Below are 23,570 nucleotides of genomic sequence, written 5' to 3'. Positions count from 1 at the left end.
AGGCGCGCCCCGATGGACGGCCGGGACGGTGCCAAGTTCGCCGAGATCCCCCGAACCGGGCGCCCCCTCCCCGGTACGTTCTCCGAACGGCCCCTCAGGCGCTGCCGCTGGCCTCAGCCGACGGGCCCACACGTCCCCTTCCTCACGCGTCCACCCCCTCCATGTCCGTCCGCATCGAAACCGACTCGCTCGGCGAGGTCCGAGTCCCCGCCGACGCCCTCTACGGCGCCCAGACTCAGCGCGCGAAGGAGAACTTCCCCGTCTCGTCGCTTCGCTTCCCGCGCCGCTTCATCGAGGCGCTCGGGACGGTCAAGGCCGCCGCGGCCCGCGCCAACAAGCACCTCGGCCTGCTCGACGACGCGAAGGCGGACGCCATCGCCGCCGCCGCGCTCCGCGTCCGGGAGGGCGAGCTGGACGACCAGTTCGTGCTGGACATCTTCCAGACCGGCTCGGGCACATCGACCAACATGAACGCCAACGAGGTCATCGCGCACGTCGCGACGGACGCGCTCGGCGGCGACGCCTCGGTCCACCCCAACGACGACGTCAACTACGGGCAGTCGTCGAACGACGTGATCCCGACGGCCATGCACGTCGCCGCGCGCGTGGCGCTGGCGGAGGACCTGCTCCCCGCGCTCGACCGCTTCGCGACCGCGCTGGAGGCCAAGGCCGTCGAGTTCGACGACGTGCTCAAGTCGGGGCGGACGCACCTGATGGACGCCACGCCGGTCCGCCTCGGGCAGGAGTTCGGCGGGTACGCCGCGCAGGTCCGCAAGGGCATTCAGCGGGTCGAGCGCGCGGGCGACGAGCTGGCCGAGCTGGCGCTCGGCGGCACGGCCGTCGGCACCGGCATCAACCGCCCTGAGGCGTTCCCCGAGGCGGCCATCGCCGAGATCTCCGAGATCACGGGCGTCGCCTTCCGCGAGGCCGACAACCACTTCGAGGCGCAGGCCGCCAAGGACGCCTACGTCTCGGCCGCGGGCGCGCTCAACACGCTCGCCGTGTCGCTGATGAAGATCGCCAACGACATCCGGCACCTGTCCTCCGGCCCGACCTCCGGCCTCTCGGAGATCCAGCTCCCCGCCATCCAGCCGGGCTCGTCGATCATGCCGGGCAAGGTCAACCCCGTGATGAGCGAGGCCATGATGATGGTCGGCGCGCGGGTCATGGGCAACGCGGTCACGATCACCGTCGGCGGCCAGCACGGCAACTTCGAGCTCAACGTGATGATGCCGGTCATGGCCCACGCCATGCTGGAGTCCATCGAGGCGCTCTCGGGCATCCTCGACGCCTTCCGCGAGCGCTGCCTGGAGGGCATCACGGCCAACCGCGCCCGCGCGCAGGAGCTGCTGGAGAAGAACCCCTCCATCGCGACCGCCCTCAACGCCGACATCGGCTACGACATGGCGAGCAAGGTGGCCAAGAAGTCGGCCGCCGAGGGCCGCTCCGTCCGCGACGTGCTGACGGAGATGGACCTGATCCCGGCCGAGCGCATCGACGAGGTGCTGGACGTGCGCAGCATGACCGAGCCCGGCATCCCGGGCGAGTGATCTCTCGCCCCGCCTCGGTGTCCCGACGGAGGCACCGAGGCGGAGGGTGATCCCCGTGTGGAGGATTCGACCCAGACGTTCCCTCATTCACCCGAGGGTGCAGGGTCACCCTCTCGTGGGATCGCCCGATGACGGCGGCGACCTGTCACGCGCACGACCCGGCGATGGGCCGCTAAACCGTTAGGAACGAAGGTTGTTGTGAGACCCAGACCTCACTCACCTCCCCTTCCCCATGGGTCAGCAGCAACTCCTCCTTCTCGTCCTCAGCATCGTCATCGTCGGCCTCGCGGTCGTCGTCGGCATCCAGGCGTTTACCGAGAACCAGCAGAAGTCTGAAATCGACCGGTACGTCGATCAGGGCGTCGCGATGTCCGGCGACATCGTCGCCTTCTACCTCAAGCCGACCGCGCAGGGCGGGGCCGGGCGAAACGCGGATGCACTGGGTGACCTCGCCATCAGCGACCTCGGCTACCGGGAGGATCGCACCGACACGTGGAACGGCTTCGAGCGGTCCGGTGTCGTCGAAAACGGCGTCGTCCGCTACGTGGGTGCGAGCGACACCCACCCGTTCCTCCACATCCACCGGTTTCCGCAGTCGCCCGGAGACCCGCGCGTCGAGGTGCACGTGTTCGGGCCGAGCCCGAACTGCGTCGTGACCCGGAGCGACATCTACGAAGTCTCGCCGACGTGGTCGGACGGCAAGGCCGACAACGAAGCGCCCGACGCTCCGGCCGGCTGCTCCTGGTAGCCCGCCCCGCCTCGGTGTCCCGGCGGGGGCACCGAGGCGGACAGTCTGCTCCAGACGCCGCAGCGGCTCAAGCCGTCCCGCCGATCCAGTCGGTCTGCGCCGTCGCCGTCTCGTAGTCGAGGCGGCCGGAGAGGAGGCGGATGACCTCGTGGTGACGCTGCCGGACCGACGCCCGGTCGGCCTCCAGCACGAGCGCCTTCTGGGCGCCCTCGTAGATCGCGTCGGCCTGGTGGCGGAGGGCCGCGCGACGGCTGTCGTCGGTGACGCGTCCGGCGACCTCGCCGAGCGTCTTGAGCGCGTGCAGCGCGGCGTTGCGGTCGGCAGCGAGGTAGGGGCGGAGCTGGCCGAACACGCCCCCGACGAAGTCCTCGAAGGTGGTCGGGTACGCGACGACCCGCAACTGGCCCGCCGAGTCGTACCGTTGGGCACTGGGGAAGTCGCGGTCGGAGAGGTCCTTGAGCGCAGCCCCGAGCCAGTCGAGGCACGAGATGGCCGTGAACGGGTCGTTGACGCCGGGCGAGAGCGCCCGCGCCGCGATCTCGACGAGTTCGTTGACGAGGAAGCGCACGTCCTGCCGGGCGCTCCGCTGGCGGCCCCAGGCGAACGCCGTCCGGATGCCGGCCGCCGCCTCGTCGGAGACCCGGTCGGGCGGCCACGCGAGGCAGAGCGTGTCGCCGGCGGCCACGAAGTCGCCAGGCCGGTGGCGGATGCGGACGAGCAGATCGTTCTCCGTGGCGAGCGTCAGCAGCGCCTCGGCGTCGAGCCCGGAGATGTAGCCATCCCCGTCGGCCGCGATGCGGACGGCGTCGGAGTAGAAGCCCGCCGGGACCTCCGTCAGCGCGTCGTCGTCGCGCTCGGCCTCGCGCGTCGTGGCGCCCTCGCCGACCCGCTCAGGGAACAGCACGCCGATCTTCTCGCCCAGGTCGTGCCCGACGCCTGCGATCAGGTTCGACACGTGAATGCTCTCGGGCACGTGGTGGATGAAGTAGATCAGCACGCCCACCGAGGCCACGGCCAGCCCGAGGCCGACCAGGATCGCGATGTGGGGCACGAACTCCAGCCCGTCGCCGTCGCCCGCCGACCGGATCGTGCGCAGCACGAGGAGGCAGTAGAGGAACGTCGCGATGAAGGTGCCGAGCGTGATCTGGTTGCCACGGTCGTCCATGAAGTTGGTCAGCAGCCGCGGGCCGTACTGGCCGCTCGCGTAGACCACGCTCGCGATCGTGATCGAGAACGTCACGCCCGCCACCCCGATCATGGACCCGGCGATGGTAGACAGCACCGACCGCGCGCCGTCCGGCCGGTTGCCGAACAGAAACGGCACCTCTGCGATCCAGTCGGGCCCCACGCGCGCGTCCACGCCGATCAGGACGAACGACAGGATCCCGGCCGCGACCGTCATCAGCGACGGGAGGAACCAGTAGCTGGCGCGGACGCCGTCCCAGAGGGCGAGGGTTCGAGCGTGGATCGGGATCACGAGGACGAGCGACGAGGGAACGGGTGGACGTGCCGGCGGCACCATCGGCTCCCCGACGACCATCAGGAACCTCCCCGATGCGCTACTCCCGCTTCCCCGTCTTGCGCGCCACGCGCACGTCACTGGGCAGGCCCGGCGACACGAACGGGTTGCCCACCTCGACGAACCGGTAGGGCAGGTCGATGCCACGCGAGATGCCGATCCGGCTGCCCGCCGCGACGCGGTCGTCGGGCACGGGCTCGCCGGCGGCGAAGAAGAGCGGCGGCACCGTGAGGTCGGTCCCGTGGAAGCGGCTCCGCGGCACGCCCGGCGCCTCGTTGATGCCGAACGCCTGCGTCAGCTTGCCCGGCCCGTTGGTCAGGTCCCGCCGCCGCCGCACCGAGGCGGGCCGGTTGGCGGTCATGGCGGCCTCGCCTTCCAGCGGCTCCACGCCCCGGATCAGCACGCCGCCCGCGACGCCTTCGGGCTCGGTGACCACGTTCAGCAGCCAGTTCGTGTGGTGGATCCGGTAGACGTACGCCGTCCCCGGCGCGGCGAACAGGTCGGCCGCGCGGCCAATGGGGCGCACGAAGCCGTCCCCCCCGAACGTCGCCCGCCAGCCGTGCATCGCCGGGTCGTCGGCGCGGTAGCCCTCCGTCTCGACGACGCGACCCACCAGGCGACCGTCGTCGGGGGAGTCGTACACCAGCAACGCGCCGATCAGGTCGCGGGCGACGGCGAGGGTCGGGCGGTCGTAGAAGGACGGGGGGAGCGGCGACATCACGTAACACGTCGGGAGGTGGGCACGTACGGCCATCTCCTCTCCGTTGTGCCCTCATGTCCCAACGCCGCCGCCTCCAGCGCCTCGCGCTGCCGATCCTCGCCGTTCTCTTCGCCGTCGTCGCCGTCCAGCAGCTCCGGGGGCTTCGGTCGCACGCCCATCACGACCGGCACGTCCACGTCGAGCATCGCGTCCACTCGGATCGCAGTCACGACCATCGGCGGCACGACCGGCGCCACGGGGACCGGCGCCATCGCTCCGAGCGGCACGATGTCGTCGTCCGCATCGACTGACCCGGACGGCAGTCAGCCGCGCCAGACCGAGATCCGCGCGTCGGGAATGGGGGGTGCCGGATCCGCCTTCGCCGGATAGACGGAAGGCGGCTCATCCGCTGGCGGCGGTGGGGTACCGGTCGCTTGGATGAGAAGGCCGAGGGTGATGAGCAGTCCGGCCAGGAGGAGTGCGCGCATCGGAGGAGAGCGGAGGTGGGACCTGTCAACGCTCAACATCGTCCCGTCTGTCGCGCAATCCGAGGCCGGAGTCGCTTCGGAACCGGTGAGGCCCGGATCCAGGTCACAGGGGGCGGTTTCAGTGGCTCCCTCACCCAACGATCAGACGCGAATCGCCCGAAACCGCCCCTCAACTCACCGGCGGGCGCTGGCGGTGGACCTCGGTGGCTTCCTGGACGGCATGTGCGAGACGGAGCGCATGGTGCTCGCCCCAGAGCGGCGCCACGAATGTGATCGAGTGCGGCGCCCGGCGGTCCGGGAAGCCGTCCACCGGCAAGAGCGCGTTCGGGATCGCGACCGCCGGGTGGCCGGTGAGGTTGGTGATGAGCAGCCCCGCGTTGCCGAAGCTGGGCGTCACCAGCACGTCGATCTGGCTCATCAGCTCGCCCATCGCCTGCATGAGCTGGGTGCGGATGCGGTTGGCGTTGATGTACTCGACAGCCGGGATGAAGCGCGCGTGGCGGAACACGTTGGGCCACGCGTTGCGCTCCTGCCGCACCATCCGGTCGACGCCCCGCGAGCGCGTCAGCCCGTCGAAGGCGGCCGAGGCTTCGGCTTCGAGGATGATCGAGAGGGCCGAGATGGGCAGGTCGTCCGGCAGGGCCACCTCGACCGGCGTAACGCCGAGGCGGCGGAGGACCCCCATCGTGGCGAAGTCCGCCTCGGCGCCCGCGTCATCCGGGTCCGTCGAGACGATTGTGCCGACGCGTAGGTCGGAGAGCGGAGCCGACGGATCGAACGGGAAGGCCGCGTCCTCGCCCGTCTCCGGCCCGCGGATGGCGTCGAACACGAGCGCCGCGTCGACAGCGCTGCGCGTCATCGGGCCGAGCTTGTCCATGCTCCACGAGAGCGCCATCGCGCCCGTCGTCGGGACCCGGTGGGTGGTCGGGCGGAGGCCGGTGACGCCGTTGCGAGTCGACGGCGAGACGATGGAGCCCAGCGTCTCGGAGCCGATGGCGAACGGCACGAGGCCCGCAGCGACCGCCGCGCCCGGCCCGGCGCTCGACCCCGACGACCCCTGGTCCGGGTTCCAGGGGTTCTTGGTCCTCCCGCCGAACCACACGTCGCCCCACGCCAGCGCGCCGAGCGTCAGCTTGGCGACGAGGACGGCGCCCGCGGCCTCCAGGCGCTGCACCACGACGGCATCCTCGTCGATCTCCTGATCGCGGTAGGGCTCGGCGCCCCAGGTCGTCGGCGCGCCCTTCGCCGCCAGCAGGTCCTTCGCGCCCCACGGGATGCCGTGCAGCGGACCGCGGTCCACGCCCGCCGCCAGTTCGCGGTCGCGCGCCCGCGCCGTCTCCAGCGCCCGCTCTGGCATCCGCGTCACGACGCACTGGAGGATCGGGTCGAAGGTCCGCAGCCGCTCCAGGAACAGCTCCGTCAGGCCGACGCTCGTGACGGCGCCACGGCGGAGGAGCGCGCCCAGCTCGGGGATCGACAGGAAGGCCAGGTCGCGGTCGTCCGCCGGACGAGAGGACAGCGACGGCATCGGGACGGTCGCGCCCGCTCCGGGGCCGGGCATCGTCCGCCCGCCCATCGACAGGTCCAGCACGAGGGCCGGGGCGACGCTGTTCGGCGGCTCAGCGTCGCGGATGGCGGCGAGGCTCTCCAGCCGCTCCGTCACGTCGGGCAGCATCAGCTCGCGGTCGGCCGCGGTGAAGTCGAGGCCCTGCACCTCGGCCGCCGTCTGGAGGTCGTCGGGTGTCAGGTCGCGGAGGGCGGCGCCCTCGGGCCGGACCGCCTCGGGCCCGAGGTGGGGTGCGTCGGCGGGGTGGGCGGCGACGGGGAGCGCGGCGCCCGCGGCGAGGGCGCTGGCGGAGGCGAGGAAGCGGCGGCGGTCGATCACGGGCGTGGAGGCGGGGCCGGACAATCTGCCACACGCCGGTCCCTCCGACCAGCCGGAAGCGCCTGACAGACGCTACCCCTCACCCGCCTCGGTCACGCCCCACACCTGGGCGACATGGCGCAGGAAGGTCCTCTCCATCGTGTGGAACACGCCATCGGCCTGGGCGACCCGGATGAGCGCTTCCAGGGCGCGCGTCCGCTCGGTGCCGTCCAGCGCGGCCCCGAGGCGGGCCACCACGTCGTCCAGTTCCACGACGCTGAGCGCCCCGTACGCCTCGACGGCCCGGTGGACCCACTCGCTCAGGTCGAACGCGCCCTCACCGTGCCCGAGACGGGGCTCCATCAGCGCCAGTTGGTGGACCAGCGCGCGGGTCTCGCGCGCGTCCAGCTCCGCGTCGGTGCCGTGGGCGACGACGAGCGTGAGCAGGGCGAGGTCTTCGAGAGGATGGACGGAATCAGACACAGGCTCGACGGTCGGGGGGCGATCCGGCCCTCCACCCCGAGGCCGGCCGGGGGTTCCGCGAACTACAGGACGTTAGGGACTGTCCTACTTCCGCGAAAGGAGACGACGCCACCAGGGCTCCTCCGCACGCGCCGCGTCGCGCAGGACATCCATCAGCGCCTCGAACTCCTCCCGGCAGATCGGGCAACCACTCAGGTGTTCTTCGACCAGCGGGAGCGCCTCGGCGGCTCCCAGACCAGCGAGCGCCATCTCCGCGAAGCGGTCCACCTGCGCGTCGCACTCGCTGCACGACAGCTCGTCGGCCCGCGAGGCGAGGGCCCTGGCGACGAGCATCCGGAGCATGTCAGGGGTGAGGGTCATCGTGGAAGTCAGACGCCGGGGCCGGGGCTGGGCTTACCCGCGCCGCGCGCCGCGTCAGGTCGCGTCGTCGAGGAGGTCGTCCGGGGTGAGACCGCGCGCCTCGAACGCCTTGCGGAGGCGGAGGCGAGCGTCGTGGAGCAGCTTGTAGAGGGCGTTGCGGTTCGTGTCGAGGTGGCGAGCCACGTCGTCCATCGGGACGCCGTTGAGGATCGCCGTCAGCGCGGTCGACTGGCGCTCGGTGAGTTCCTCGGCGATGAGGCGGCGGACCATCGTGACGGCCTCGTGGTTGGCCATCGCCACGTCGGCGCCGGGAGCGGGCGCCGCGGGGGGGTCGGCGACGAGGGCGTCGAGCGGGATGTCCTCCCAGCGCTTGCGGCGCAGTTCGCTGAAGGCGAGGTGGACGGCCACCTTCTGCGCCCACGTCGTGAACCGGGCGTCGCCGCGGAACTGCCCGGCCCGGTCGCGGACCTGCAGCAGGGCGTCCTGCACCAGGTCGTCGGCGAGGGCGTCCGCGCCGCGGTCGACGCGGGGAGCCAGCGTGACGTGGAGCGCCCGGAGGAGGACCGGCCGGAGGTCGCGCAGGGCCGCGTCGAGGGCGGGCCCCTCGGAGGCGAGGTCGGCCAGCCACTCGGCGTTGGTTCGGTCGGGTCGGGAGCGCCGGGGCACGGGCGAGGGGGGCGGACTGCGAAGCTAACGCCCCGTCCGAGCCCGATTTCTAACGAGGGGTTGACATCTGCTCCCCCTCTACTATATGATTCGTACTACCCATCACGATACCCGGATGCGCAACCCCCTCACCCCCCTCGGTGGCACCGAGATGGAAGTCCTCCGCGAGGTCTGGTCCCTCGGCCGGGCCACCGCGCGCGACGTCCACGACCGCGTCTCCGCCCGCCGCAAGGTGGCCTACACGACAGTCATGACGGTCATCAAGAACCTCGCGGACAAGGGCTACCTGACCTTCGAGCAGGATGGCACCGCGTACGTCTACACGGCCGCTCGCGCCCCAGAAGAGGTTCGCGCGAGCGTGCTCGGCGGCATCCTCGACAAGGTCTTCGGCGGCTCCACGACGAGCCTCGTGCAGGCGCTCGTCCAGCGCGAGGCACTCAGCGACGCCGAGCGGGCCGAGATCCGCGCCCTCATCGACGGCCTCGACGGCCCCGCTCCCGACTCCGATGCCTGACCTGTTGACCCTCGCCGACCTCGGACGGGCGTCCGTGTTCGCCCTCTGGCTCCCGGTGCTCGTGTGGAGCGTCGTCGCCGTCCTGGCCGAGGCGGCGTTGCGCGCGAGCCGTGCCGGGGCGCCGCTGTCGCTCCCGATCCGCGGCGCGGTCCTGGCCGCGCTGCCGCTGGCCTTCGCGCTGCCCGCCTCGCTGAAGGCTCTCGCGCCGGACGCCGCGCGTGCCGTGACGGCCTTGACCACCGAGGTGACGTGGCTGCCCGGCATCGCCGTCGGCGCGCAGCCCGTCGACGTAGCGCCCACGCTGTCCGGACTCGATGTCGTGCTCGGCCTCGTGGTGGTGGCCGCCATCGGCCTCGCAGGTATTCGGCTGGCGCACGTCGCGCACGCGGCCTGGCGGGCCCACACGACGCGCCGACGCCTCCCGTCGGCTTCGGCGGAGGCCGCCGCTGCAGTCGAGACCGCCCGGATCCGGTTCGGCGTGACCCGCGCGGTCGTGGCCGTCGAGGGGCCGGCCAACACGCCCCCGTTCACGCTGGGCTGGCGCCGCCCTGTGGTGGCGCTCCCCCCCGACCTCCGCCCCGAGGCGCTGGAGGTCGCCGCCGCCCACGAGGTCGCCCACGTCCGCCGGGCCGACTACGCGTGGCACGCCGTCCAGCAGGTCGTCGAGGCTGTCTTCGCGGCCCACCCGCTCGTCGGAGTGCTGGGCCGTGGGCTCAACCTCGACCGCGAGCGCGCCGTCGACGCGGCCGTCCTCACGGCGTGCCCGGACCGTCGCCGCGCCTACGCCGACCTCCTGTTCTCGTACGCCGCCCTCCCGGCGCCCCCTCTCGCCCTCGGCGCCGCCTGGGGCTCCTCCTCCCTGAAAACCCGCATTGACGCCATGACCCGCCCCCTCTCCCCTGCCCGCGCTCGCCTCTTCGGCCACCTCGGCCGGCTCCTCGGCCTGGTCGTGCTCGCCGCCGCCGTGGCTGGCGCGACGCTCGCCTCCCCGAGTCCGGCCGTCGCGACCGTCACGTCCACCCTCGCCGCACCCGCCGACACGACCGACGTGGTCGAGGTCGCCGACGAGATGCCGGTGCTGATCGGCGGTCTGGAGGGCCTGATGGGGCGGGTCGAGTACCCCGAGCTTCAGCGCCGCGCAGGGGTCGAAGGCCGGACGGTCCTCCAGTTCGTGGTGAGCACGGAGGGTACGGTCGAGCAGCTCGTGGTGGCCCGGTCGTCGGGCAACGACGGCCTGGACGAGGCAGCGATGGCGGCCGTCCGCCCGTCGCGCTTCGAGCCCGGCCGCGTCGACGGCGAGCCCGTCCGCGTGCGCTTCGCCGTCCCGATCACCTTCCGGCTCCCGGCGGAGGCCGAGACAGTGGGACAGGCCGAACCGGCCCCCCGCCCGCAGGCCAGCGACCCCGAGGGCGACCCAGACGTGATGGCCGTCGTAGACGAGCAGCCTCGGTTGATCGGCGGTCTCGCGGGCCTGCAGGAGCGCGTCACGTACCCGCCGCTGGCCCGCGACGCCGGGATCGAGGGCCAGGTGATCGTCCAGTTCGTCGTCGACGAGCAGGGTAGCGTGCAGGACGCGGTCGTGCTCCGCTCGCCCGACGACATGCTCTCGGAGGCGGCCCTCCGCGCCGTCCGCGAGGCCCGCTTCGAGCCGGGGCGCCAGGGCGGCGTGGCCGTCAAGGTCCGCTTCGCGGTGCCGATCACCTTCCGCCTGCCCGAGGTCGAGGACTGAGGCGAAGCCTGAACGGAGGCGCGCGGTTCAGTTCAGCAGGGCCCAGAAGACGCCGAACCGGAGGACGTGGGGCGGCAGCGGCTCGCCCGCGGTGACGGCCGCCCCCACGACGCGCTCGCCCAGGGCGTGGTCGTACCGGAGGAAGAGCGACGCGAGCGCGCTGAACGTGGCCGTCGCCTCCAGCCCGACGAGCGCCCGCGCGGGCAGCTCGGTGCCGATGGGTGTGCCCGCCTCGGGCAGCACGAGCGCGCCCGTCGCCGGATCCACGCGGCGGCTCCGGAACGCGGTCCACGCCTGCGTGACGACGGCGAGGTCGAGGTCCAGCACGCCGTCGCCCACGTCCTCGGCGCGGACGCCCAGCCGCCCGACGCCCCACACACGCGGGAGCGCAGCGTCGAGGCGCGTCAGGAGATCCGTCGATGGGTCCGCCAGAGCGCGTGCGGTGCCGTCGAGGCGGGCGTAGAACCCTCGTCGCACGGTCTCGCGCCAGCCCACGCCCAGCCCGGCGCCGCCCTGGAACACGGCCCCCTCGGCCACGACGACGGCCGCCGCCGTGTCGCCGAGCGACAGCAGGTGACGTCCATCAGAGGTCACGTCGCCGAAGAAACGAGCGCCCAGCCGCCAGTCGCCCCGGCGGGCCGAAACGGCCACGTCGGCCGCGACGACTCGCTCGGAGCCATGCGTCGCGTCCGGCGCCACACGGCCCGGTAGCCCGTTCGTCTCCAGCCACGACCTCGCCCGCTGTCCGGTCCGCACGCCTGCGGAGAGCCCCCCCACTGAGGCCCGCGCGGACGCCGACGGCCAGACCGCGCCGTCGGCCTGATGCACCCCGGCACCGAGCACGACGGCCATGCGCCCGAGGCGGAGGGAGTCGGTCACGGCGGCGTGGATCCCGAGGCGACCGTCCGCACCAGGCAGCGCGCCCTCGTCCGGACCCGGCGCAGCGTCCGCGAGCACGTCGAGGCGGACCGTGAGCGCGTGGCCCGAGACGCGCACCGGCTGCTGGGCGAAAGCCGCCAGCCGCTGCCCGTGGACGCGCAGCGTGTCGCCGGTGCCGTCGGCCGGGACGAAGACGAGGCGCTGGAGCACGGCCGACGCGCCCACCTCGGTCGGGGCGCTGCGGACGAATGGAAGCCGGAGTCGCGCCCAGGGCTCAGCGCGGAGCGTCCGCCGCGTGGCGCCGCTGCCGAGCACCGTGCCGGTGGACGTGTTGACGACCGACGTGAGCGGCAGCCCGCCGAGCGGGACCACGCCCGACCGCGCGCCGTCCGTCCGGTCGGTGTAGAGCACGCCCACCTCGGCGGCGACGCCGGGGCGCGTGAGCAGGAGCCGACCGAAGGCGTCCGTGTGCGAGCCGTCGGCCCCCGCGAGCAGGCCGTCGGCGGAGCGGCTGGCGGCATGGCCGGAGACGGTGAGGCGGCTCGCGTCGCTGCCTCCTCGCAGGAACGCTGGCGGACGCCGAGTCTGCGCGTGGAATCCCGAGACATGCTGGATGCCGTCCTGCCCACCGAGGTAGCGCAGTTCCGTCACCGGCACGCCGATCCGCAGGTCGCGGAGCCCGGTCTGCAGGGAGATCCCGCGGCCGAGGGCGCCATCCCCCAGCCGCAACGGCCCCATCGCGGCCAGCGGCAGCAGGTCGAGCCGCGGCGCGTCCGTCACGAGATCCACCAGCGGGCGGCCGTCGAGCAGCAACGCGGGCGCCGCCGGGTCGAGGCCGTCGAGCGCCACGCCCGCAGACCGGCCCGGTGCGCCGAGGCGGTAGGCGAACGCCGACGGCGCCAGGCCGGCGGGCGCGTCCGTCAGCAGCGCCGTCAGGTCCAGCACGGCCGTCGTCGCAGGCACCGGCGTGGCGACGCGCCCTGGGACAGCGCCGAACGGATCCACCGGGGCGGCCACGACCCGCGGGGGCGCGAGAGAGTCCGGCGGAGCGAGGGCGTCCGGCGGCGCGGCGAGCGAGTCGGCCGGGAGGGCGCGGACGGACGCGGTCGTGTCCGGCGTCTGGGCGACGGCGACCGGGGCGGCCAGCGCCACGAGGGCCAGCGCGAGCGCGCAGGCCGACCGCCTCATCCCTCGACCGGGAACAGCCCGAACAGCCGGTTCTCGATGCGGCTCAGGATCTCGTATCGGTCCTCGTCCTCGTTGACGAAGTCCAGGTTGTCGGTCTCGACGACCATCTTGGGGTACGGATACCGGTCGATCCAGTCCTCGTAGAGCTCGTTGAGGCGCTCCAGGTAGTCGAGCCGGATGGACGATTCGAACTCGCGCCCGCGCGCCTGGATGTGGCTCACGAGCGTCGGCACGCTGGCGCGGAGATAGACCAGCAGGTCCGGCGGCTGGAGGTAGCCCGCCATGATCGAGAACAGCTCGACGTAGTTCTCGTGGTCCCGTCCGTCCATGAGGTCCATGTCGTGGAGGTTGCGGGCGAAGATCTCGACGTCCTCGTAGATGGACCGGTCTTGCACCACCGACCGCGGCGACGCCTCAATCTCCTTCTGGTGCTTGAAGCGGCTCGACAGGAAGAAGACCTGGAGGTTGAAGCTCCAGCGCCGCATGTCGTCGTAGAAGTCGGCGAGGTAGGGGTTGTCGTCGACGGACTCGAAGAAGGGCGCCCAGCCGAACGTGTCGGCGAGGATCTGGGTGAGCGTGCTCTTGCCCGCCCCGATGTTGCCGGCCACGGCCACGTAGAGCTTGCGGCGCGGGGTGTCGTCGGCGGAGAGGCTGAGGTCGGTCTGCATAGCGGCGCGGAGGGCCCGCAAGGTACCGACGCCCGACGCGGTGCATCCGCTCGACGCCTCCCTCCTGCCTCGGGTCCGAACGCGGCCGGACGCCTCGGACCGGTCCCCCCGCAACCTCGGGCGTGGCCTCCGAGTCTCCCCCGCTCACCCTGTTCGCTTCGATGTCTCGTCCCGCTCTCGCCCTCGTCCTGCTCGCGGCCCTCGCCAGCGGCTGCGCCACCACGACGCCCTCCTCGCCCGCGCCCTCCCCCGCCGGCGACACGCCCTCCTCGTCCGTTCGCGATGCCCTGATCGGCCGGTGGGCGATGGAGCGCGTCCTCGACGACGGCGTCGACGTGTCGGCCGAGGCGAACCCGGCCCGCGACCGCTACCTCGTCCTCCACGCCGACGGCACGTTCGAGAGCGGCGGCCAGCCGTACGGCCGCAACGACGGCCTCTGGGTCTACCGCGACGGCACCCGCCGCCTCGGCCTCGACAGCGACCTCGGCCCGGACAACGACAGCGTCTGGGAGGTCACCCTCCGCGGCGACGTGATGGAATGGCGCGGCGTCGGGTCGGACTACGCGCGGCGCTTCCGCATCACGTCGCGGCGCGTGCGCTGACCTCGGTCCCCCCGTCGGCGCCCTCCGCCGAGGCGGGCCAGGTCACTCCACCCCGGCCGCGACGCCGTCGGCCCAGCGCGCCGGGTCGAACAGGACCGGGTCGAGGTCGGGGTCGGCGACCATGTCGGAGTACTCCTCCCAGAAGACGCGCTCGCCGTCGGCGTAGACCTCCACGAGCGGCGCGATCCAGCCGCCGCCGAGCGGCTCGTAGTCGGCGAAGCGGATGTCCTGCGTGGCGCCGTCGTCGTCGGTCTCGACCCGCCGGACGAACAGCAGCCGGTCCTGCTCGATCCACACCTCGCCGCTCTCTGGCGTCCCGAGGACGTACATCGGCCGGTTCTCGAAGATGTCCGTGCGGAAGGCGTCCAGGTCGGCGCCCTCTTGGGCCAGGATGCGGAGCGACTCGGCCGGGTCCTGTGCATACACGTCGAAGCCCCACAGCAGGAGCGGGTTGCGGTCGACCTCGGTGAGCGCGAGCGCGCCGTCGCGATAGACGTACGTCGTGTCGCCCACGAACAGCACGTCGACGCCCGCCATCGGGTCGTCCATCTCGATGCGGAGACGGCCTGGGAGCGCGGCCCACTCGCGCCACGTCTCGACCGACACCGTGCCGTCGGGGAGGCGGCGAGACGTGGCCTGCGTGAACGAGAGGGTTCGGTACCACGTCGCCGCGTGGCGCGCGTGCATGGCCTCCAGCAGCGTCGCCGCGTCGTAGACCGGGTCGGCCTGCATGGGACCCGCGAAGACGGGCCCGACGCGAGGCGGCGTCGCCATCGTGTCGGCTGGGACTGCGTCGGCGTCGGCCACCGGGGCGGTCTGCGCGCACCCCGAGGCGGTCAGGACTGAGAGGGCGAGGGCGGCGAGGAGAGGCAGGCGCATCACAGACGAGGGGCGGTGGGAGTACGGGCCCAGACGATCAGGTCGAGGGCCGGAGGCGCGACCCCGGCGGCCCGGAGGGCGGCGTTGGCCTGTCCTCGGTGGTGGGCAGCGTGGAGCCGGACGTGGTCGAGCACGTCGGCGACGGAGCTCTCGAACGGCTGGCCCTGCGAGTTCTGATACTGGATGGTGCCGTCGAGGTCATCGAGACCCCCGAGGAAGCCCCGCCAGTCGGACGTGGTCGCGGCGAGGAGGGTGCGACAGGCTGCCGCGTCGAGCGTGGGCCAGATCTCCAGCCCGGCCGTGTCGGCGCCGGTCAGGCGGCGGTGCCACACCCGGTCCGCCGCGAGGGCGTGCGCGAACGGGCGGAGCGCCTCCGGGACGGGGTGTGCCTCCAGCACGCGCACGAGGGTACGTCCCGCCCACGCGTGGTGACGAAAGCGTCGGCGAACGGCGTCGAGCGGGGACATGGGGCGGCTCCAGAGGGGCCGAATGGTAACGCGTCCGTTCCGTCTCGACCCGTCAAAGCCTCTGTCCGACGGACGGCAACGCGACAGTCTCGGTATCGGCGAGTTGGCACACGACTTGACGAAGGAACGGTCAAGCACACACCCCGCGTCTCATGGCTCACGTCACCACCGCCCGCCCCACCGCTCTCACGGCCCTCCTCACGGGCTACGTCTCCGGCGACGTCACCGACGCCGTCATGGCCCGCTTCGACGACCTCTTCGAGGGCACGTCGGCCTCGGCCCAGGAGCGAATCGCCTTCGCGCGCTTCTACCTCGACGTGCTCGCCGCTGGCGACGACGCAGACGCTCTCCCGGAGCCCGGCGAGATCGGCGGCATCCTGTCCGCCCTCCAGGCGTAGCGAGCGGGTACCTCGCCCGCTCCCGTGTCGACCTGTCCGGACCACCTCCCGTCCACACCCGACGGCCGCTACTTCGTCCACGGTGGACGGCTGTGGCGCTGCTCGAACCCCGACCTCCCCGATGCCGAGCGCGAACGCCTCGTGCGTGAGTTGATGGACGCCCGTCGCGCCGTCGGCACTGCGAAGCGCGCGGACGATGCCGACGCCGAGCGCGAGGCACGCGCCCGCGTCCACACCGCCAAGGTGGCCCTCGGCGAGCGCGGCCCCACCTGGTGGGGCGCCGACGCCGACCACAACCGGTACGCCCCCCAGAACACGCCCTACGCCGACTGGTGGGCGGGCCTCTCCGACGACGAGCGCGCCGCCGGATCCTGACGCCTTCCCCACGGCCCGACCGAGGCGGGAGGAGGCACAAAAAACAGGCCCCCCGGCGCCGAGAACCGGGGGACCTGAATGCGCCCTTCCATCGGGCGCGACTGCGTGCGGCGCGCTAGTTGGCGAGCGCCGGCTCGGTCATGCGCGAGCGGAGGTACACATCACGCTGGCCATAGAAGTCGTAGACGCCTTCGACGAACTCGCGGTTGGCCGTCTCCGGCCAGTCGTTCTTGTCGAACCCGGGGGCCGACTCAAGGCGCTCCTTGGTCACGTCGAGCACGAATCGCTCGTTCGAGCGGTCGATGTCGAAGGCCTGGAGCGGCACCGCGAAGTACTTGTCGCCGATGCCGAGGAAACCGCCGAAGTCGAGCACGGCGTACTCGATGCGGCCATTCTGCGGGTCGAGCATCAGGTCCTCGATGGACCCGAGGTCTTCGCCCTGGCGGTTGACGACGGTGGTGTTGCGAAGGCTGGAAGTCGAGAGGAGCGTATTCATATCAATCGTTGAGCAAAGAGAAGAGTGGAAGCGACGGTGTTGTTTCGTCCGTCGATAGGTGGTATGGGATCGAGCGTGTCGTGTTTTCAAGCGCAGATGAACTCCCCAACGGCCTATTGTCCACCCGCTGCCATCCCTCTTCTCTCAGCCGAAGTGGGGCCACCCCACAGATGGTGTGACGGCGGCGCTTATCGGCGCGGCCAGACGGTCGATACTTGCGACTGCCTACCACGCTCGCCATGCGCTCCTTTGCTTCGACCGCCTCGCTCCTCGTCGCCGGCCTCCTCCTCTCCGCCTGCGCCGGATCCGGCAGCGGACGCCTGAACGGCTGGGGGGCTCCACGCGGCGGGTCCCCGCCGGTCGCCGAGCGCCCCGCCCGCGCGGACGAGCGCCCGGCGGCACGTCCGGCACGGGCCCCGGAAGAGACGGCGCCCGTCGCCGAGCGCCGCCCCGCGACTGCATCCGGCATGGTGATCCCCGTCGTCGGGATCGATGGTGGGGACCTGCGCGACTCGTTCACGGCCGCGCGCTCCGGTGGGCGGACGCACAACGCCATCGACATCGCCGCCCCCCGCGGCACCCCCCTGGTCGCCGTCGTCGACGGCACGATCTCGCGCAAGCACTGGAACGGGCTCGGCGGCAACACCCTCTACCTGACCTCGGCCGACGGCCAGACCGACTTCTACTACGCCCACCTCGACGCCTACGCCGACGGCATCGCGGTCGGGACGCGCGTGCGGCGCGGGCAGGTGCTCGGCACCGTCGGCTCGACGGGCAACGCGCAGGGGCCGCACCTCCACTTCCAGGTGCTCGACAAGCGCGGCGACGGGCGCGGCACGCCGGTCAACCCGTACCACCTCCTGCGGACGGCAGAGCTGGCATCGTCGAACTGACAGGGCGAGGGGTCCTGGATGAAGCCAGGGCCGCTCATCCCGGCGCCCGCCCTACCGGCGGAGCCGCTCGTTCTCCTCGGTCAGGCGCGCGACCTCCTGGATCGAGCCCTTGAGGTGGGCCCTCAGGTTCTCGTGCTCCTCGCGGAGGGCGGACAGGTCCCCTTTCAGCTTGTCGATCTCGGCCTTCACCTCGCGGAGGCGGGCCTTGGGGACTCGGATCGTGTCGTCGGCGTCGTCGCTCATATCGGGGCGTGGCGCCCGGCCTGGGAGAGGGAAAGCTACAGCCGGAAGGGGGTTCAGCGCTGCCCCCCGTCGGGGGCGCCGTCGATGGGCTGTGGCTGGTACCCATCCTCGTCACCCTCGTCCTCGGGCGCGGGGGCCGGCGTCTCACCGCCGAGGCCGTCGGCGCCCGGCAGGCGGGGGATGTCCTCGGCGGTCACGGCTGCCTGCTGCTCCAGCGTCGTCCGGGCGACGCCGCCGCCGCTGGGCGCACCGATGAGGACCCGGTAGGTCCCCGCCGTCGGGAGCGTGAGGCGGATCCGAGCCCGGTCGCCGTCGGGCGGGGCGGGCGTCCGCGTGCCGTCGGGGCCGACGAGCACGAGCGACGGCGTGAAGCCGTCCGTGCGGACTTCGAGCTGGACCCGGTCGCCCACGCGGCCCCGGAGGCTGTAGGTCTTGGTGGCGCCTGCCGCGAGCGAGTCCGAGACGGGGCGCCCGTTGGCCGGGAGCCCCGCCGGGGTGACGGTCGGCGGCGGCGGCGGCGGGGCCTCGACGGCCAGCTGCACCGAGTAGGCGCCCTTCTGGTTGGCCGTCTGCGACGACACCACGAGCGTGTGCGTGCCGCTGCGACTCGGCGTGAACACGAACGTCACCACGCCTCCGGCGCGACCGGTCTCCCCCCGGACCGCGCCGCCGGGGCCCTGGAGTTGGACGACCGGCGCGAACGCGCTCGACCGGACCGTGATGGTGTGCTCGCGGCCCTCGGCCCCTGAGAACCGGTAGCGGTCGCGGTAGAAGCCCTCCACCTGCTGGCTGAAGGCGCCCAGTTCGGCACGCACCGCGGACCCGTTGGGCGACAGCGGGCGCACCGGTTCCTCGCTGACGATGCGGAGGGCATAGGCGCCCGTCTGCCCCGGGAGTCGCGAGGCCAGCAGGACACGATAGAGGCCTGGCCCACGCAGCCCCGTCACCGCCACGATGCGCGTGCCCGTGTCCGGATCGTCCGAGACGAGGTCCGCAGCCACGCGCTCGCCCTGCGGCGTCTCCACGACGAGGTCCGGGTAGAAGGCGTCCGAGGAGGCGCGGAACGAGAGCACGCGGCCGGACGAGTCGGCGGCGAACGTGTAGAGGTCCTGGAAGCGGCCGTCAGGCAGGGCGAAGTCGTCCTCGGTGAGCGCGCCTTCGAGGAGGCCCGCCTCGGCGACGGCGACGGCCTCCTGGGCGCCCTGGGTGCCCGTCGGCTCGATGGGCTGGACGACGGGCGCGTCGCCGCGGTCCGTGAGCAGCCCCACGATCACGACCCCGAGCACGACCAGCCCGGCCACGCCGACGGCCACGAGCAGCCACGTCAGCCCCCGGCCGCGCGTCTCGGGCACGGGCGGCGGTGGGGCCGCCGGGGTGCGGGTCGCGGCCCCGTCTCCGGCGGAGAGCGCCGCGGCCGCATCCCAGCGTGCAGGTGTGGTGTGGCCGTTGGGACAGCCACCGAGGGCCTCCCAGGTCTCGCGGAGCGAGACCATCCCGCACGTGTCGCACAGCACGACCTCGTTGGTCGGCCGGAAGGGGACACGGGTGAGCGGGTCGGAGACGCGGGCGCGCAGGAAGCGGGCGTCGGCGTCGGCGTCGAGGCGGTGGTACTCGGACACAGCAGGCACAGGCAGCGGGGCGACAAAGCTAGCGCGCGCCGCGGGGGGCGTCCTTCACGCCGGCCTCCCGAACCCACGGCGCCCGACCGGCAGAACGAGGCGGGGGGCCATCTGGTCTGTTCGCTCGCCTCGGCGCCCGAGTCGGACCGAGCCACACGGGCCGCCTCACACCAGGCGTGGCCTCCGCTCGTCGCTTAGCCCGAAATCAGGCGCATGAACTCCGCCCGCGTGTCGGGCTGGTCCAGGAAGACGCCGCTCATGGCGCTCGTGGTCGTGTGCGAGTTCTGCTTCTCGGCGCCCCGCATCATCATGCAGAGGTGCTGCGCCTCGATCACGACGGCCACGCCTTCCGGCTTCAGCACCGCGTCGATGGCATCGCGGATCTGGAGCGTCAGCCGCTCTTGCACCTGCAGCCGCCGCGCGAACACGTCCACCACGCGCGGGATCTTGCTCAGCCCGACGATGTGGCCGTTGGGGATGTAGGCTACGTGCGCCTTGCCGAAGAACGGCAGCGCGTGGTGCTCGCAGAGGCTGTAGACCTCGATGTCCTTCACGAGCACCATCTGCGAGTAGTCCTCGGCGAACAGCGCGCTGCGGAGGATGGCCTCGGGGTCGAGCCCGTACCCGTGCGTCAGGAACTGCCACGCCTTGGCGACGCGCTCGGGCGTCTTGAGGAGGCCCTCGCGGGTCGGGTCCTCGCCGATCAGTTCGAGCTGGCGCTCGGTGAGCGCGGCCAGTTGGTCGGTGGTCTCGGCGTGGTACACGTCGGACCGCTCGTAGAGGCGCGGGCTCGCAAACTCGGTCGCGAGGTCGGAGGCGCCACCGGGGCGCGAGGCAGACGGGTCTGGGTTATTCGCCACGGTAGACGACGGAGTTGTTGTGGGTCTCGCGGAGCACCACCTCGTAGAGGCCCGGGACATGGGGCGCGAGCTGCTCCCAGATGGCGACGGCCAGCGTCTCGGTGGAGGTCTTCTTCCCCTCCAGAAAGGGCACGTCGAGGTTGAGGTTCTTGTGGTCCAGCGGCTCGACGACGTGCGCCTCGATGAGGTGCTTGAGCGCCGCGAGGTCCACGACGAAGCCCGTCTGGGGATCCGGCTCTCCCGCGACCGTCACGTCCAGTTCGTAGTTGTGGCCGTGCCAGTTGGGGCTGTTGCACTTGCCGAAGGTGGCCTGATTCCACTCGGCGGACTGGTCCGGGTTGTGGAGGCGGTGGGCGGCGTTGAAGTGCGCCTTCCGGGTGACGTAGACGGTCGGCATGGGGATCTGTGTCGGGGCCGGTCGGTACCGCGCCGCGCGGGCAGCGTTCCGGGCCGCCCCGCCTCGGCGTGCCCGGCGGACTCCCCCAGCGATCCACCGAGGCGGGCGCATCCCCGCACGCGCTCGCGGGTTCATGGCGACTCCGACATCCCATGCGCGTCCTCCCGAGCCGCCGCCGCCCTCGGCCGGAGCCGAAGGATCTGGCCGCGCTGCGTTGACGAGTCTCCCAGGTCAGCAGGTCCTTCGGCGGTCCTCGCCGACGCTGACCTCTGGCTCGCTCTGCTCGGGCTGACAGATGAGCGCCCACCTTCGGCTTGCGTCCCACAGGCCCCCTCGCACACGTTCCCCCATGGCCCTCTCCCCCTTCCGTTTCGCCTGGCAGGACAGCCGCGGGATGCGGCGGCGACTGGTGCTGTACGTCTCCGCGATGGCGCTCGGCGTGGCAGCCCTCGTCGCGATTCGCTCGTTCGGGCTGAACCTGGAGCGCGCCGTCGCCGAGCAGTCGAAGGAGGTCTTCGGGTCCGACGTGGAGGTCCGGCGCGGGTCGGCGTTCCCCGACTCGACGCAGGCGCTGCTGGACTCGCTCCAGGCCGCGACCGGCGCGACTGTCGTCCGCGAGGCCTCGTTCCCGTCGATGGCGCGCTTCCCCGCCGCCGCCGCTGGCGAGGGGCTCGCGCGGCTCGTCCAGATCCGCGCGCTCGACGGGCCGTACCCGCTCTACGGCGCCGTCGAGACCACCCCAGCGGACGCCGCCGGGGCGCTGGGCCGCGACACGACCGGCGCCCTCGTCGACGCGACGCTGCTGCTCCAGATGGACGCCGCCGTCGGCGACTCGGTGCAGATCGGCGGCCGGAGCTACGCCATCCTCGGGCAGGTGGACGGCGTGCCGGGGCAGCCCGACATCGCGGGGCTGGTCGGGCCGCGCGTGTACCTGCCGCTGGTGGCCCTGGACGACAGCCTGCTCGGCTTCGGCAGCCGTGCCCGCTTCTCGGCCGCGTTCCGCTTCGAGGACGAACTGGCCGGGTTCGACGCCGTCCTCCCGGCGCTCGACGCCGCCGAGGTGCGCTATGAGACTGCGGGTGAGGAGCAGCAGGAGGTCTCGGAGGCGTCCGGCTACCTGACGCGCTTTCTGTCGCTGGTCGGCTTCGTGGCGCTGCTGCTGGGCGGCATCGGCGTGGCGTCGTCGGTGAGCGTCTACGTGAGCGAGAAGGCCGAAACGGTCGCGACGCTGCGGTGCCTGGGGATGTCGTCGCGGCGCGTGCTGGCGGCGTACGGTCTGCAGGCGCTCGCGCTGGGCGTGATCGGCGCCGCGTTGGGAGCGCTGCTCGGTGTCGGCGTGCAGCGCCTCCTCCCGCTCGTCTTCGCCGACTTCCTCCCGGTCGACGTGGACAACGCGATCGTGCCACGGGCGCTGGCCGAAGGGCTCGGCGTGGGCTCGGCGACGGCCGTCCTGTTCGCCCTTCTGCCGCTGGTGGGCGTCCGTCGGGTGCCGCCGCTGCGGGCGCTCCGCGAGGACGCCGCCGCACAGGGCCTCGACCCGCTCCGCCTCGGCCTCGGCGTGGTGCTGGTGGGCGTCGTGGCCGGGTTCGCGTACCTGCAGACGCAGTCGGTGGTGGGCGCCGCCGCGTTCGTCGGCGGGACCGCGGCCGTGTTCGCGTTGCTGGCGCTGGCCGCCGCGCTGGTGCGCGCGGTCGTCCGCCGCATCGTCCGGCCCGGCCTGCCGTGGGCGTGGCGACAGGGGCTCTCCAACCTCCACGCGCCCGGCAACCAGACGCTCGTGCTACTCCTGACGATGGGCCTGGGCGTCTTCCTCGTGCTCGCGCTCGGCCTCGTCCAGAAGTCGATCCTCGCGCAGGTCGCCCTGCCGTCCGCCGACGCGGGCAGCCCCGACGTGGTCCTGTTCGACGTGCAGCCGACCCAGCGCGACGACCTCCGGGCGCTCGTGGAATCCCAGGGCCTGCCCATCGTCGACGAGGTCCCGCTCGTGTCGATGCGCATCGCAGCCATCGACGGCGTCCCCATCGACACGCTCGCCGAGAGCGCCGACGAGTCGTTCTCCGGACGGGAGGGCGGCCCCGAGCGCTGGACGCTGACGCGCGAGTATCGCTCGACCTACCGCGACCGGCTGGTCGACTCGGAGACGCTCACCGCGGGCACCTTCGAGGGCACCACCGAGGCGGACGCGGCCGTGATCCCGGTCTCGCTCTCCACCGACATCGCGCTCGACCTCGACGTGGGCCTGGGCAGCCGGATCACGTGGTCCATCTCCGGCGCTGAGATCGAGAGCGAGGTGACGAGTCTCCGCGAGGTGGACTGGGCGCGCGTGTCGCCCAACTTCTTCGCCGTCTTCCCCGAGGGCCCGCTCACCGACGCCCCGCAGACGACCATCCTGCTCACGCGCGCGGGCTCTCCGGAGGCGTCGGCGCGGCTCCAGTCGGCGGTCGTGGAGGCGTTCCCCAACGTGTCGGCTGTCGACGTGCGGCTGGTGCTGGCGCTCGTCGACCGCGTGCTGAGCCGGGTCGCGTTCGTGCTGCGGTTCATGGCCCTGTTCGCCGTCGTGACCGGTCTCGTCGTGCTGGCCGGCGCCGTCCGCGTGGCGCTGGCCCAGCGGACGCGCGAGGCGGTCGTGCTGCGGACGCTCGGCGCCAGCCGCGCGCAGGTGCGCACCATTCTGGCCGCCGAGTACGCGCTACTCGGCGTGCTGGCCGCGCTGACGGGCGGGCTGCTGGCCGTCGCCGGGGCGTGGGGGCTGGCGACGTTCGCCTTCCAGATCCCCTTCCGGCCGGATCTGTCGTGGCTCGGCTGGGCGCTGCTCGTGGTGCCCCTACTGACCGTCGCGGTCGGGTTGGCGGGGAGCCGGGGCGCGCTGCAGCAGCCGCCGCTGGCGGTGTTGCGGGCGGAGGGCTAGCGGTTCGTGTGGCCACCCGATCCATCATTCAAGCGTCTGATTCATATTGGGTTCGGACCCACCTCCCTCCGAGCCTC

Annotated in this window: 26 protein-coding genes; 10 read left to right on the top strand and 16 right to left on the bottom strand. The window is 72.6% G+C overall.

Annotated elements, in window-relative coordinates:
* Positions 1–161: 161 nt before the first annotated feature.
* Together B1759_RS12250 and B1759_RS12245 are read left to right on the top strand one after the other, a co-directional pair.
* Positions 162–1,550, top strand: a complete 1,389-nt coding sequence (locus B1759_RS12250; protein WP_095515364.1) for an aspartate ammonia-lyase — start codon at positions 162–164, stop codon at positions 1,548–1,550.
* Between the two features lie 232 nt (positions 1,551–1,782).
* Positions 1,783–2,298: a hypothetical protein gene (locus B1759_RS12245; RefSeq protein WP_095515363.1), complete on the top strand. Its 516-nt coding sequence runs from the start codon at positions 1,783–1,785 to the stop codon at positions 2,296–2,298.
* Positions 2,299–2,365: 67 nt separating this feature from the next.
* On the opposite strand, the gene B1759_RS12240 is transcribed toward B1759_RS12245, so the two are convergent.
* Together B1759_RS12240 and B1759_RS12235 are read right to left on the bottom strand one after the other, a co-directional pair.
* The gene (locus B1759_RS12240; protein ID WP_198948848.1) at positions 2,366–3,775 is read right to left on the bottom strand and encodes a DUF2254 domain-containing protein; all 1,410 of its coding nucleotides are present in this window, start codon (positions 3,773–3,775) and stop codon (positions 2,366–2,368) included.
* A gap of 82 nt (positions 3,776–3,857) precedes the next feature.
* Entirely contained in the window at positions 3,858–4,535 is a 678-nt protein-coding gene (locus B1759_RS12235) for a DNA-3-methyladenine glycosylase (protein ID WP_095515362.1), read from the bottom strand.
* A 56-nt stretch (positions 4,536–4,591) separates the two neighbouring features.
* Between B1759_RS12235 and B1759_RS12230 the strand changes: the two genes are divergently transcribed.
* Positions 4,592–4,828 (top strand): hypothetical protein, encoded by a 237-nt coding sequence (locus tag B1759_RS12230; RefSeq protein WP_095515361.1) that lies wholly within the window; start codon positions 4,592–4,594, stop codon positions 4,826–4,828.
* 12 nt (positions 4,829–4,840) lie between these two features.
* Here B1759_RS12230 and B1759_RS19735 read toward each other — a convergent pair whose 3' ends face one another.
* The 5 genes from B1759_RS19735 to B1759_RS12210 form a co-directional block, all read right to left on the bottom strand.
* Positions 4,841–5,005 carry a hypothetical protein gene (locus B1759_RS19735; protein WP_158225236.1) on the bottom strand — a complete coding sequence of 55 codons (165 nt, stop codon included), beginning with the start codon at positions 5,003–5,005 and terminating at the stop codon, positions 4,841–4,843.
* A gap of 169 nt (positions 5,006–5,174) precedes the next feature.
* On the bottom strand, positions 5,175–6,890 hold the full coding sequence (locus tag B1759_RS12225) for an amidase (RefSeq protein ID WP_198948847.1): 1,716 nt from the start codon (positions 6,888–6,890) through the stop codon (positions 5,175–5,177).
* Between the two features lie 72 nt (positions 6,891–6,962).
* Positions 6,963–7,352 (bottom strand): TerB family tellurite resistance protein, encoded by a 390-nt coding sequence (locus B1759_RS12220; protein ID WP_095515360.1) that lies wholly within the window; start codon positions 7,350–7,352, stop codon positions 6,963–6,965.
* Between the two features lie 84 nt (positions 7,353–7,436).
* On the bottom strand, positions 7,437–7,712 hold the full coding sequence (locus tag B1759_RS12215) for a hypothetical protein (protein WP_095515359.1): 276 nt from the start codon (positions 7,710–7,712) through the stop codon (positions 7,437–7,439).
* 54 nt (positions 7,713–7,766) lie between these two features.
* A complete protein-coding gene (locus B1759_RS12210) occupies positions 7,767–8,378 on the bottom strand; it encodes an RNA polymerase sigma factor (RefSeq protein WP_095515358.1) in 612 nt (203 codons plus the stop codon).
* Between the two features lie 115 nt (positions 8,379–8,493).
* On the opposite strand from B1759_RS12210, the gene B1759_RS12205 reads away from it, so the two are divergent.
* Positions 8,494–8,892, top strand: coding sequence for a BlaI/MecI/CopY family transcriptional regulator (locus tag B1759_RS12205; protein ID WP_095515357.1), 399 nt, complete (start codon positions 8,494–8,496; stop codon positions 8,890–8,892).
* 4 nt (positions 8,893–8,896) lie between these two features.
* Positions 8,897–10,621, top strand: coding sequence for a TonB family protein (locus B1759_RS12200; protein ID WP_233134414.1), 1,725 nt, complete (start codon positions 8,897–8,899; stop codon positions 10,619–10,621).
* Between the two features lie 27 nt (positions 10,622–10,648).
* Here B1759_RS12200 and B1759_RS12195 read toward each other — a convergent pair whose 3' ends face one another.
* Together B1759_RS12195 and B1759_RS12190 are read right to left on the bottom strand one after the other, a co-directional pair.
* The gene (locus B1759_RS12195) at positions 10,649–12,688 is read right to left on the bottom strand and encodes a hypothetical protein (protein WP_095515355.1); all 2,040 of its coding nucleotides are present in this window, start codon (positions 12,686–12,688) and stop codon (positions 10,649–10,651) included.
* Positions 12,685–13,356: a deoxynucleoside kinase gene (locus B1759_RS12190; protein ID WP_095515354.1), complete on the bottom strand. Its 672-nt coding sequence runs from the start codon at positions 13,354–13,356 to the stop codon at positions 12,685–12,687. The genes B1759_RS12195 and B1759_RS12190 overlap by 4 nt, the downstream gene beginning before the upstream one ends.
* A 161-nt stretch (positions 13,357–13,517) precedes the next feature.
* On the opposite strand from B1759_RS12190, the gene B1759_RS12185 reads away from it, so the two are divergent.
* On the top strand, positions 13,518–13,958 hold the full coding sequence (locus B1759_RS12185) for a hypothetical protein (protein WP_095515353.1): 441 nt from the start codon (positions 13,518–13,520) through the stop codon (positions 13,956–13,958).
* Between the two features lie 42 nt (positions 13,959–14,000).
* Here B1759_RS12185 and B1759_RS12180 read toward each other — a convergent pair whose 3' ends face one another.
* Together B1759_RS12180 and B1759_RS12175 are read right to left on the bottom strand one after the other, a co-directional pair.
* Positions 14,001–14,837, bottom strand: coding sequence for a hypothetical protein (locus B1759_RS12180; RefSeq protein ID WP_095515352.1), 837 nt, complete (start codon positions 14,835–14,837; stop codon positions 14,001–14,003).
* Complete coding sequence (locus B1759_RS12175) at positions 14,837–15,304, bottom strand: DinB family protein (RefSeq protein WP_095515351.1); 468 nt, start codon at positions 15,302–15,304, stop codon at positions 14,837–14,839. The genes B1759_RS12180 and B1759_RS12175 overlap by 1 nt, the downstream gene beginning before the upstream one ends.
* Positions 15,305–15,456: 152 nt before the next feature.
* On the opposite strand from B1759_RS12175, the gene B1759_RS12170 reads away from it, so the two are divergent.
* Both B1759_RS12170 and B1759_RS12165 read left to right on the top strand, forming a co-directional pair.
* A complete protein-coding gene (locus B1759_RS12170; RefSeq protein ID WP_095515350.1) occupies positions 15,457–15,702 on the top strand; it encodes a hypothetical protein in 246 nt (81 codons plus the stop codon).
* A gap of 24 nt (positions 15,703–15,726) precedes the next feature.
* A complete protein-coding gene (locus B1759_RS12165; RefSeq protein WP_095515349.1) occupies positions 15,727–16,077 on the top strand; it encodes a hypothetical protein in 351 nt (116 codons plus the stop codon).
* A gap of 115 nt (positions 16,078–16,192) precedes the next feature.
* Here B1759_RS12165 and B1759_RS12160 read toward each other — a convergent pair whose 3' ends face one another.
* Positions 16,193–16,573, bottom strand: a complete 381-nt coding sequence (locus B1759_RS12160; RefSeq protein ID WP_095515348.1) for a PRC-barrel domain-containing protein — start codon at positions 16,571–16,573, stop codon at positions 16,193–16,195.
* Between the two features lie 239 nt (positions 16,574–16,812).
* Between B1759_RS12160 and B1759_RS12155 the strand changes: the two genes are divergently transcribed.
* Positions 16,813–17,466 carry a M23 family metallopeptidase gene (locus B1759_RS12155; RefSeq protein WP_095515347.1) on the top strand — a complete coding sequence of 218 codons (654 nt, stop codon included), beginning with the start codon at positions 16,813–16,815 and terminating at the stop codon, positions 17,464–17,466.
* Between the two features lie 51 nt (positions 17,467–17,517).
* Here B1759_RS12155 and B1759_RS12150 read toward each other — a convergent pair whose 3' ends face one another.
* The 4 genes from B1759_RS12150 to B1759_RS12135 form a co-directional block, all read right to left on the bottom strand.
* Entirely contained in the window at positions 17,518–17,709 is a 192-nt protein-coding gene (locus B1759_RS12150; protein WP_095515346.1) for a hypothetical protein, read from the bottom strand.
* A 53-nt stretch (positions 17,710–17,762) separates the two neighbouring features.
* Positions 17,763–19,328 (bottom strand): hypothetical protein, encoded by a 1,566-nt coding sequence (locus B1759_RS12145; protein WP_095515345.1) that lies wholly within the window; start codon positions 19,326–19,328, stop codon positions 17,763–17,765.
* Between the two features lie 194 nt (positions 19,329–19,522).
* Positions 19,523–20,092: a GTP cyclohydrolase I FolE gene (gene folE, locus B1759_RS12140; protein ID WP_369811375.1), complete on the bottom strand. Its 570-nt coding sequence runs from the start codon at positions 20,090–20,092 to the stop codon at positions 19,523–19,525.
* A gap of 85 nt (positions 20,093–20,177) precedes the next feature.
* Entirely contained in the window at positions 20,178–20,585 is a 408-nt protein-coding gene (locus B1759_RS12135) for a 6-carboxytetrahydropterin synthase (protein WP_095515343.1), read from the bottom strand.
* A gap of 349 nt (positions 20,586–20,934) precedes the next feature.
* Between B1759_RS12135 and B1759_RS12130 the strand changes: the two genes are divergently transcribed.
* Positions 20,935–23,493: an ABC transporter permease gene (locus tag B1759_RS12130; protein ID WP_158225234.1), complete on the top strand. Its 2,559-nt coding sequence runs from the start codon at positions 20,935–20,937 to the stop codon at positions 23,491–23,493.
* Positions 23,494–23,570: the final 77 nt, after the last annotated feature.

The sequence above is a fragment of the Rubrivirga sp. SAORIC476 genome (genome assembly GCF_002283555.1).
GTDB lineage: Bacteria > Bacteroidota > Rhodothermia > Rhodothermales > Rubricoccaceae > Rubrivirga.
This window is presented reverse-complemented; position numbering and strand designations above follow the sequence as displayed.

Bases quoted from the DNA above. Each gene is read 5' to 3' on its own strand.
- B1759_RS12250 (WP_095515364.1), top strand. From the start codon at position 162: ATGTCCGTCCGCATCGAAACCGACTCGCTCGGCGAGGTCCGAGTCCCC.
- B1759_RS12245 (WP_095515363.1), top strand. From the start codon at position 1,783: ATGGGTCAGCAGCAACTCCTCCTTCTCGTCCTCAGCATCGTCATCGTC.
- B1759_RS12235 (WP_095515362.1), bottom strand. From the start codon at position 4,535: ATGTCGCCGCTCCCCCCGTCCTTCTACGACCGCCCGACCCTCGCCGTC.
- B1759_RS12230 (WP_095515361.1), top strand. From the start codon at position 4,592: ATGTCCCAACGCCGCCGCCTCCAGCGCCTCGCGCTGCCGATCCTCGCC.
- B1759_RS19735 (WP_158225236.1), bottom strand. From the start codon at position 5,005: ATGCGCGCACTCCTCCTGGCCGGACTGCTCATCACCCTCGGCCTTCTC.
- B1759_RS12215 (WP_095515359.1), bottom strand. From the start codon at position 7,712: ATGACCCTCACCCCTGACATGCTCCGGATGCTCGTCGCCAGGGCCCTC.
- B1759_RS12205 (WP_095515357.1), top strand. From the start codon at position 8,494: ATGCGCAACCCCCTCACCCCCCTCGGTGGCACCGAGATGGAAGTCCTC.
- B1759_RS12195 (WP_095515355.1), bottom strand. From the start codon at position 12,688: ATGAGGCGGTCGGCCTGCGCGCTCGCGCTGGCCCTCGTGGCGCTGGCC.
- B1759_RS12190 (WP_095515354.1), bottom strand. From the start codon at position 13,356: ATGCAGACCGACCTCAGCCTCTCCGCCGACGACACCCCGCGCCGCAAG.
- B1759_RS12185 (WP_095515353.1), top strand. From the start codon at position 13,518: ATGTCTCGTCCCGCTCTCGCCCTCGTCCTGCTCGCGGCCCTCGCCAGC.
- B1759_RS12180 (WP_095515352.1), bottom strand. From the start codon at position 14,837: ATGCGCCTGCCTCTCCTCGCCGCCCTCGCCCTCTCAGTCCTGACCGCC.
- B1759_RS12175 (WP_095515351.1), bottom strand. From the start codon at position 15,304: ATGTCCCCGCTCGACGCCGTTCGCCGACGCTTTCGTCACCACGCGTGG.
- B1759_RS12170 (WP_095515350.1), top strand. From the start codon at position 15,457: ATGGCTCACGTCACCACCGCCCGCCCCACCGCTCTCACGGCCCTCCTC.
- B1759_RS12160 (WP_095515348.1), bottom strand. From the start codon at position 16,573: ATGAATACGCTCCTCTCGACTTCCAGCCTTCGCAACACCACCGTCGTC.
- B1759_RS12155 (WP_095515347.1), top strand. From the start codon at position 16,813: ATGCGCTCCTTTGCTTCGACCGCCTCGCTCCTCGTCGCCGGCCTCCTC.
- B1759_RS12150 (WP_095515346.1), bottom strand. From the start codon at position 17,709: ATGAGCGACGACGCCGACGACACGATCCGAGTCCCCAAGGCCCGCCTC.
- B1759_RS12135 (WP_095515343.1), bottom strand. From the start codon at position 20,585: ATGCCGACCGTCTACGTCACCCGGAAGGCGCACTTCAACGCCGCCCAC.
- B1759_RS12130 (WP_158225234.1), top strand. From the start codon at position 20,935: ATGGCCCTCTCCCCCTTCCGTTTCGCCTGGCAGGACAGCCGCGGGATG.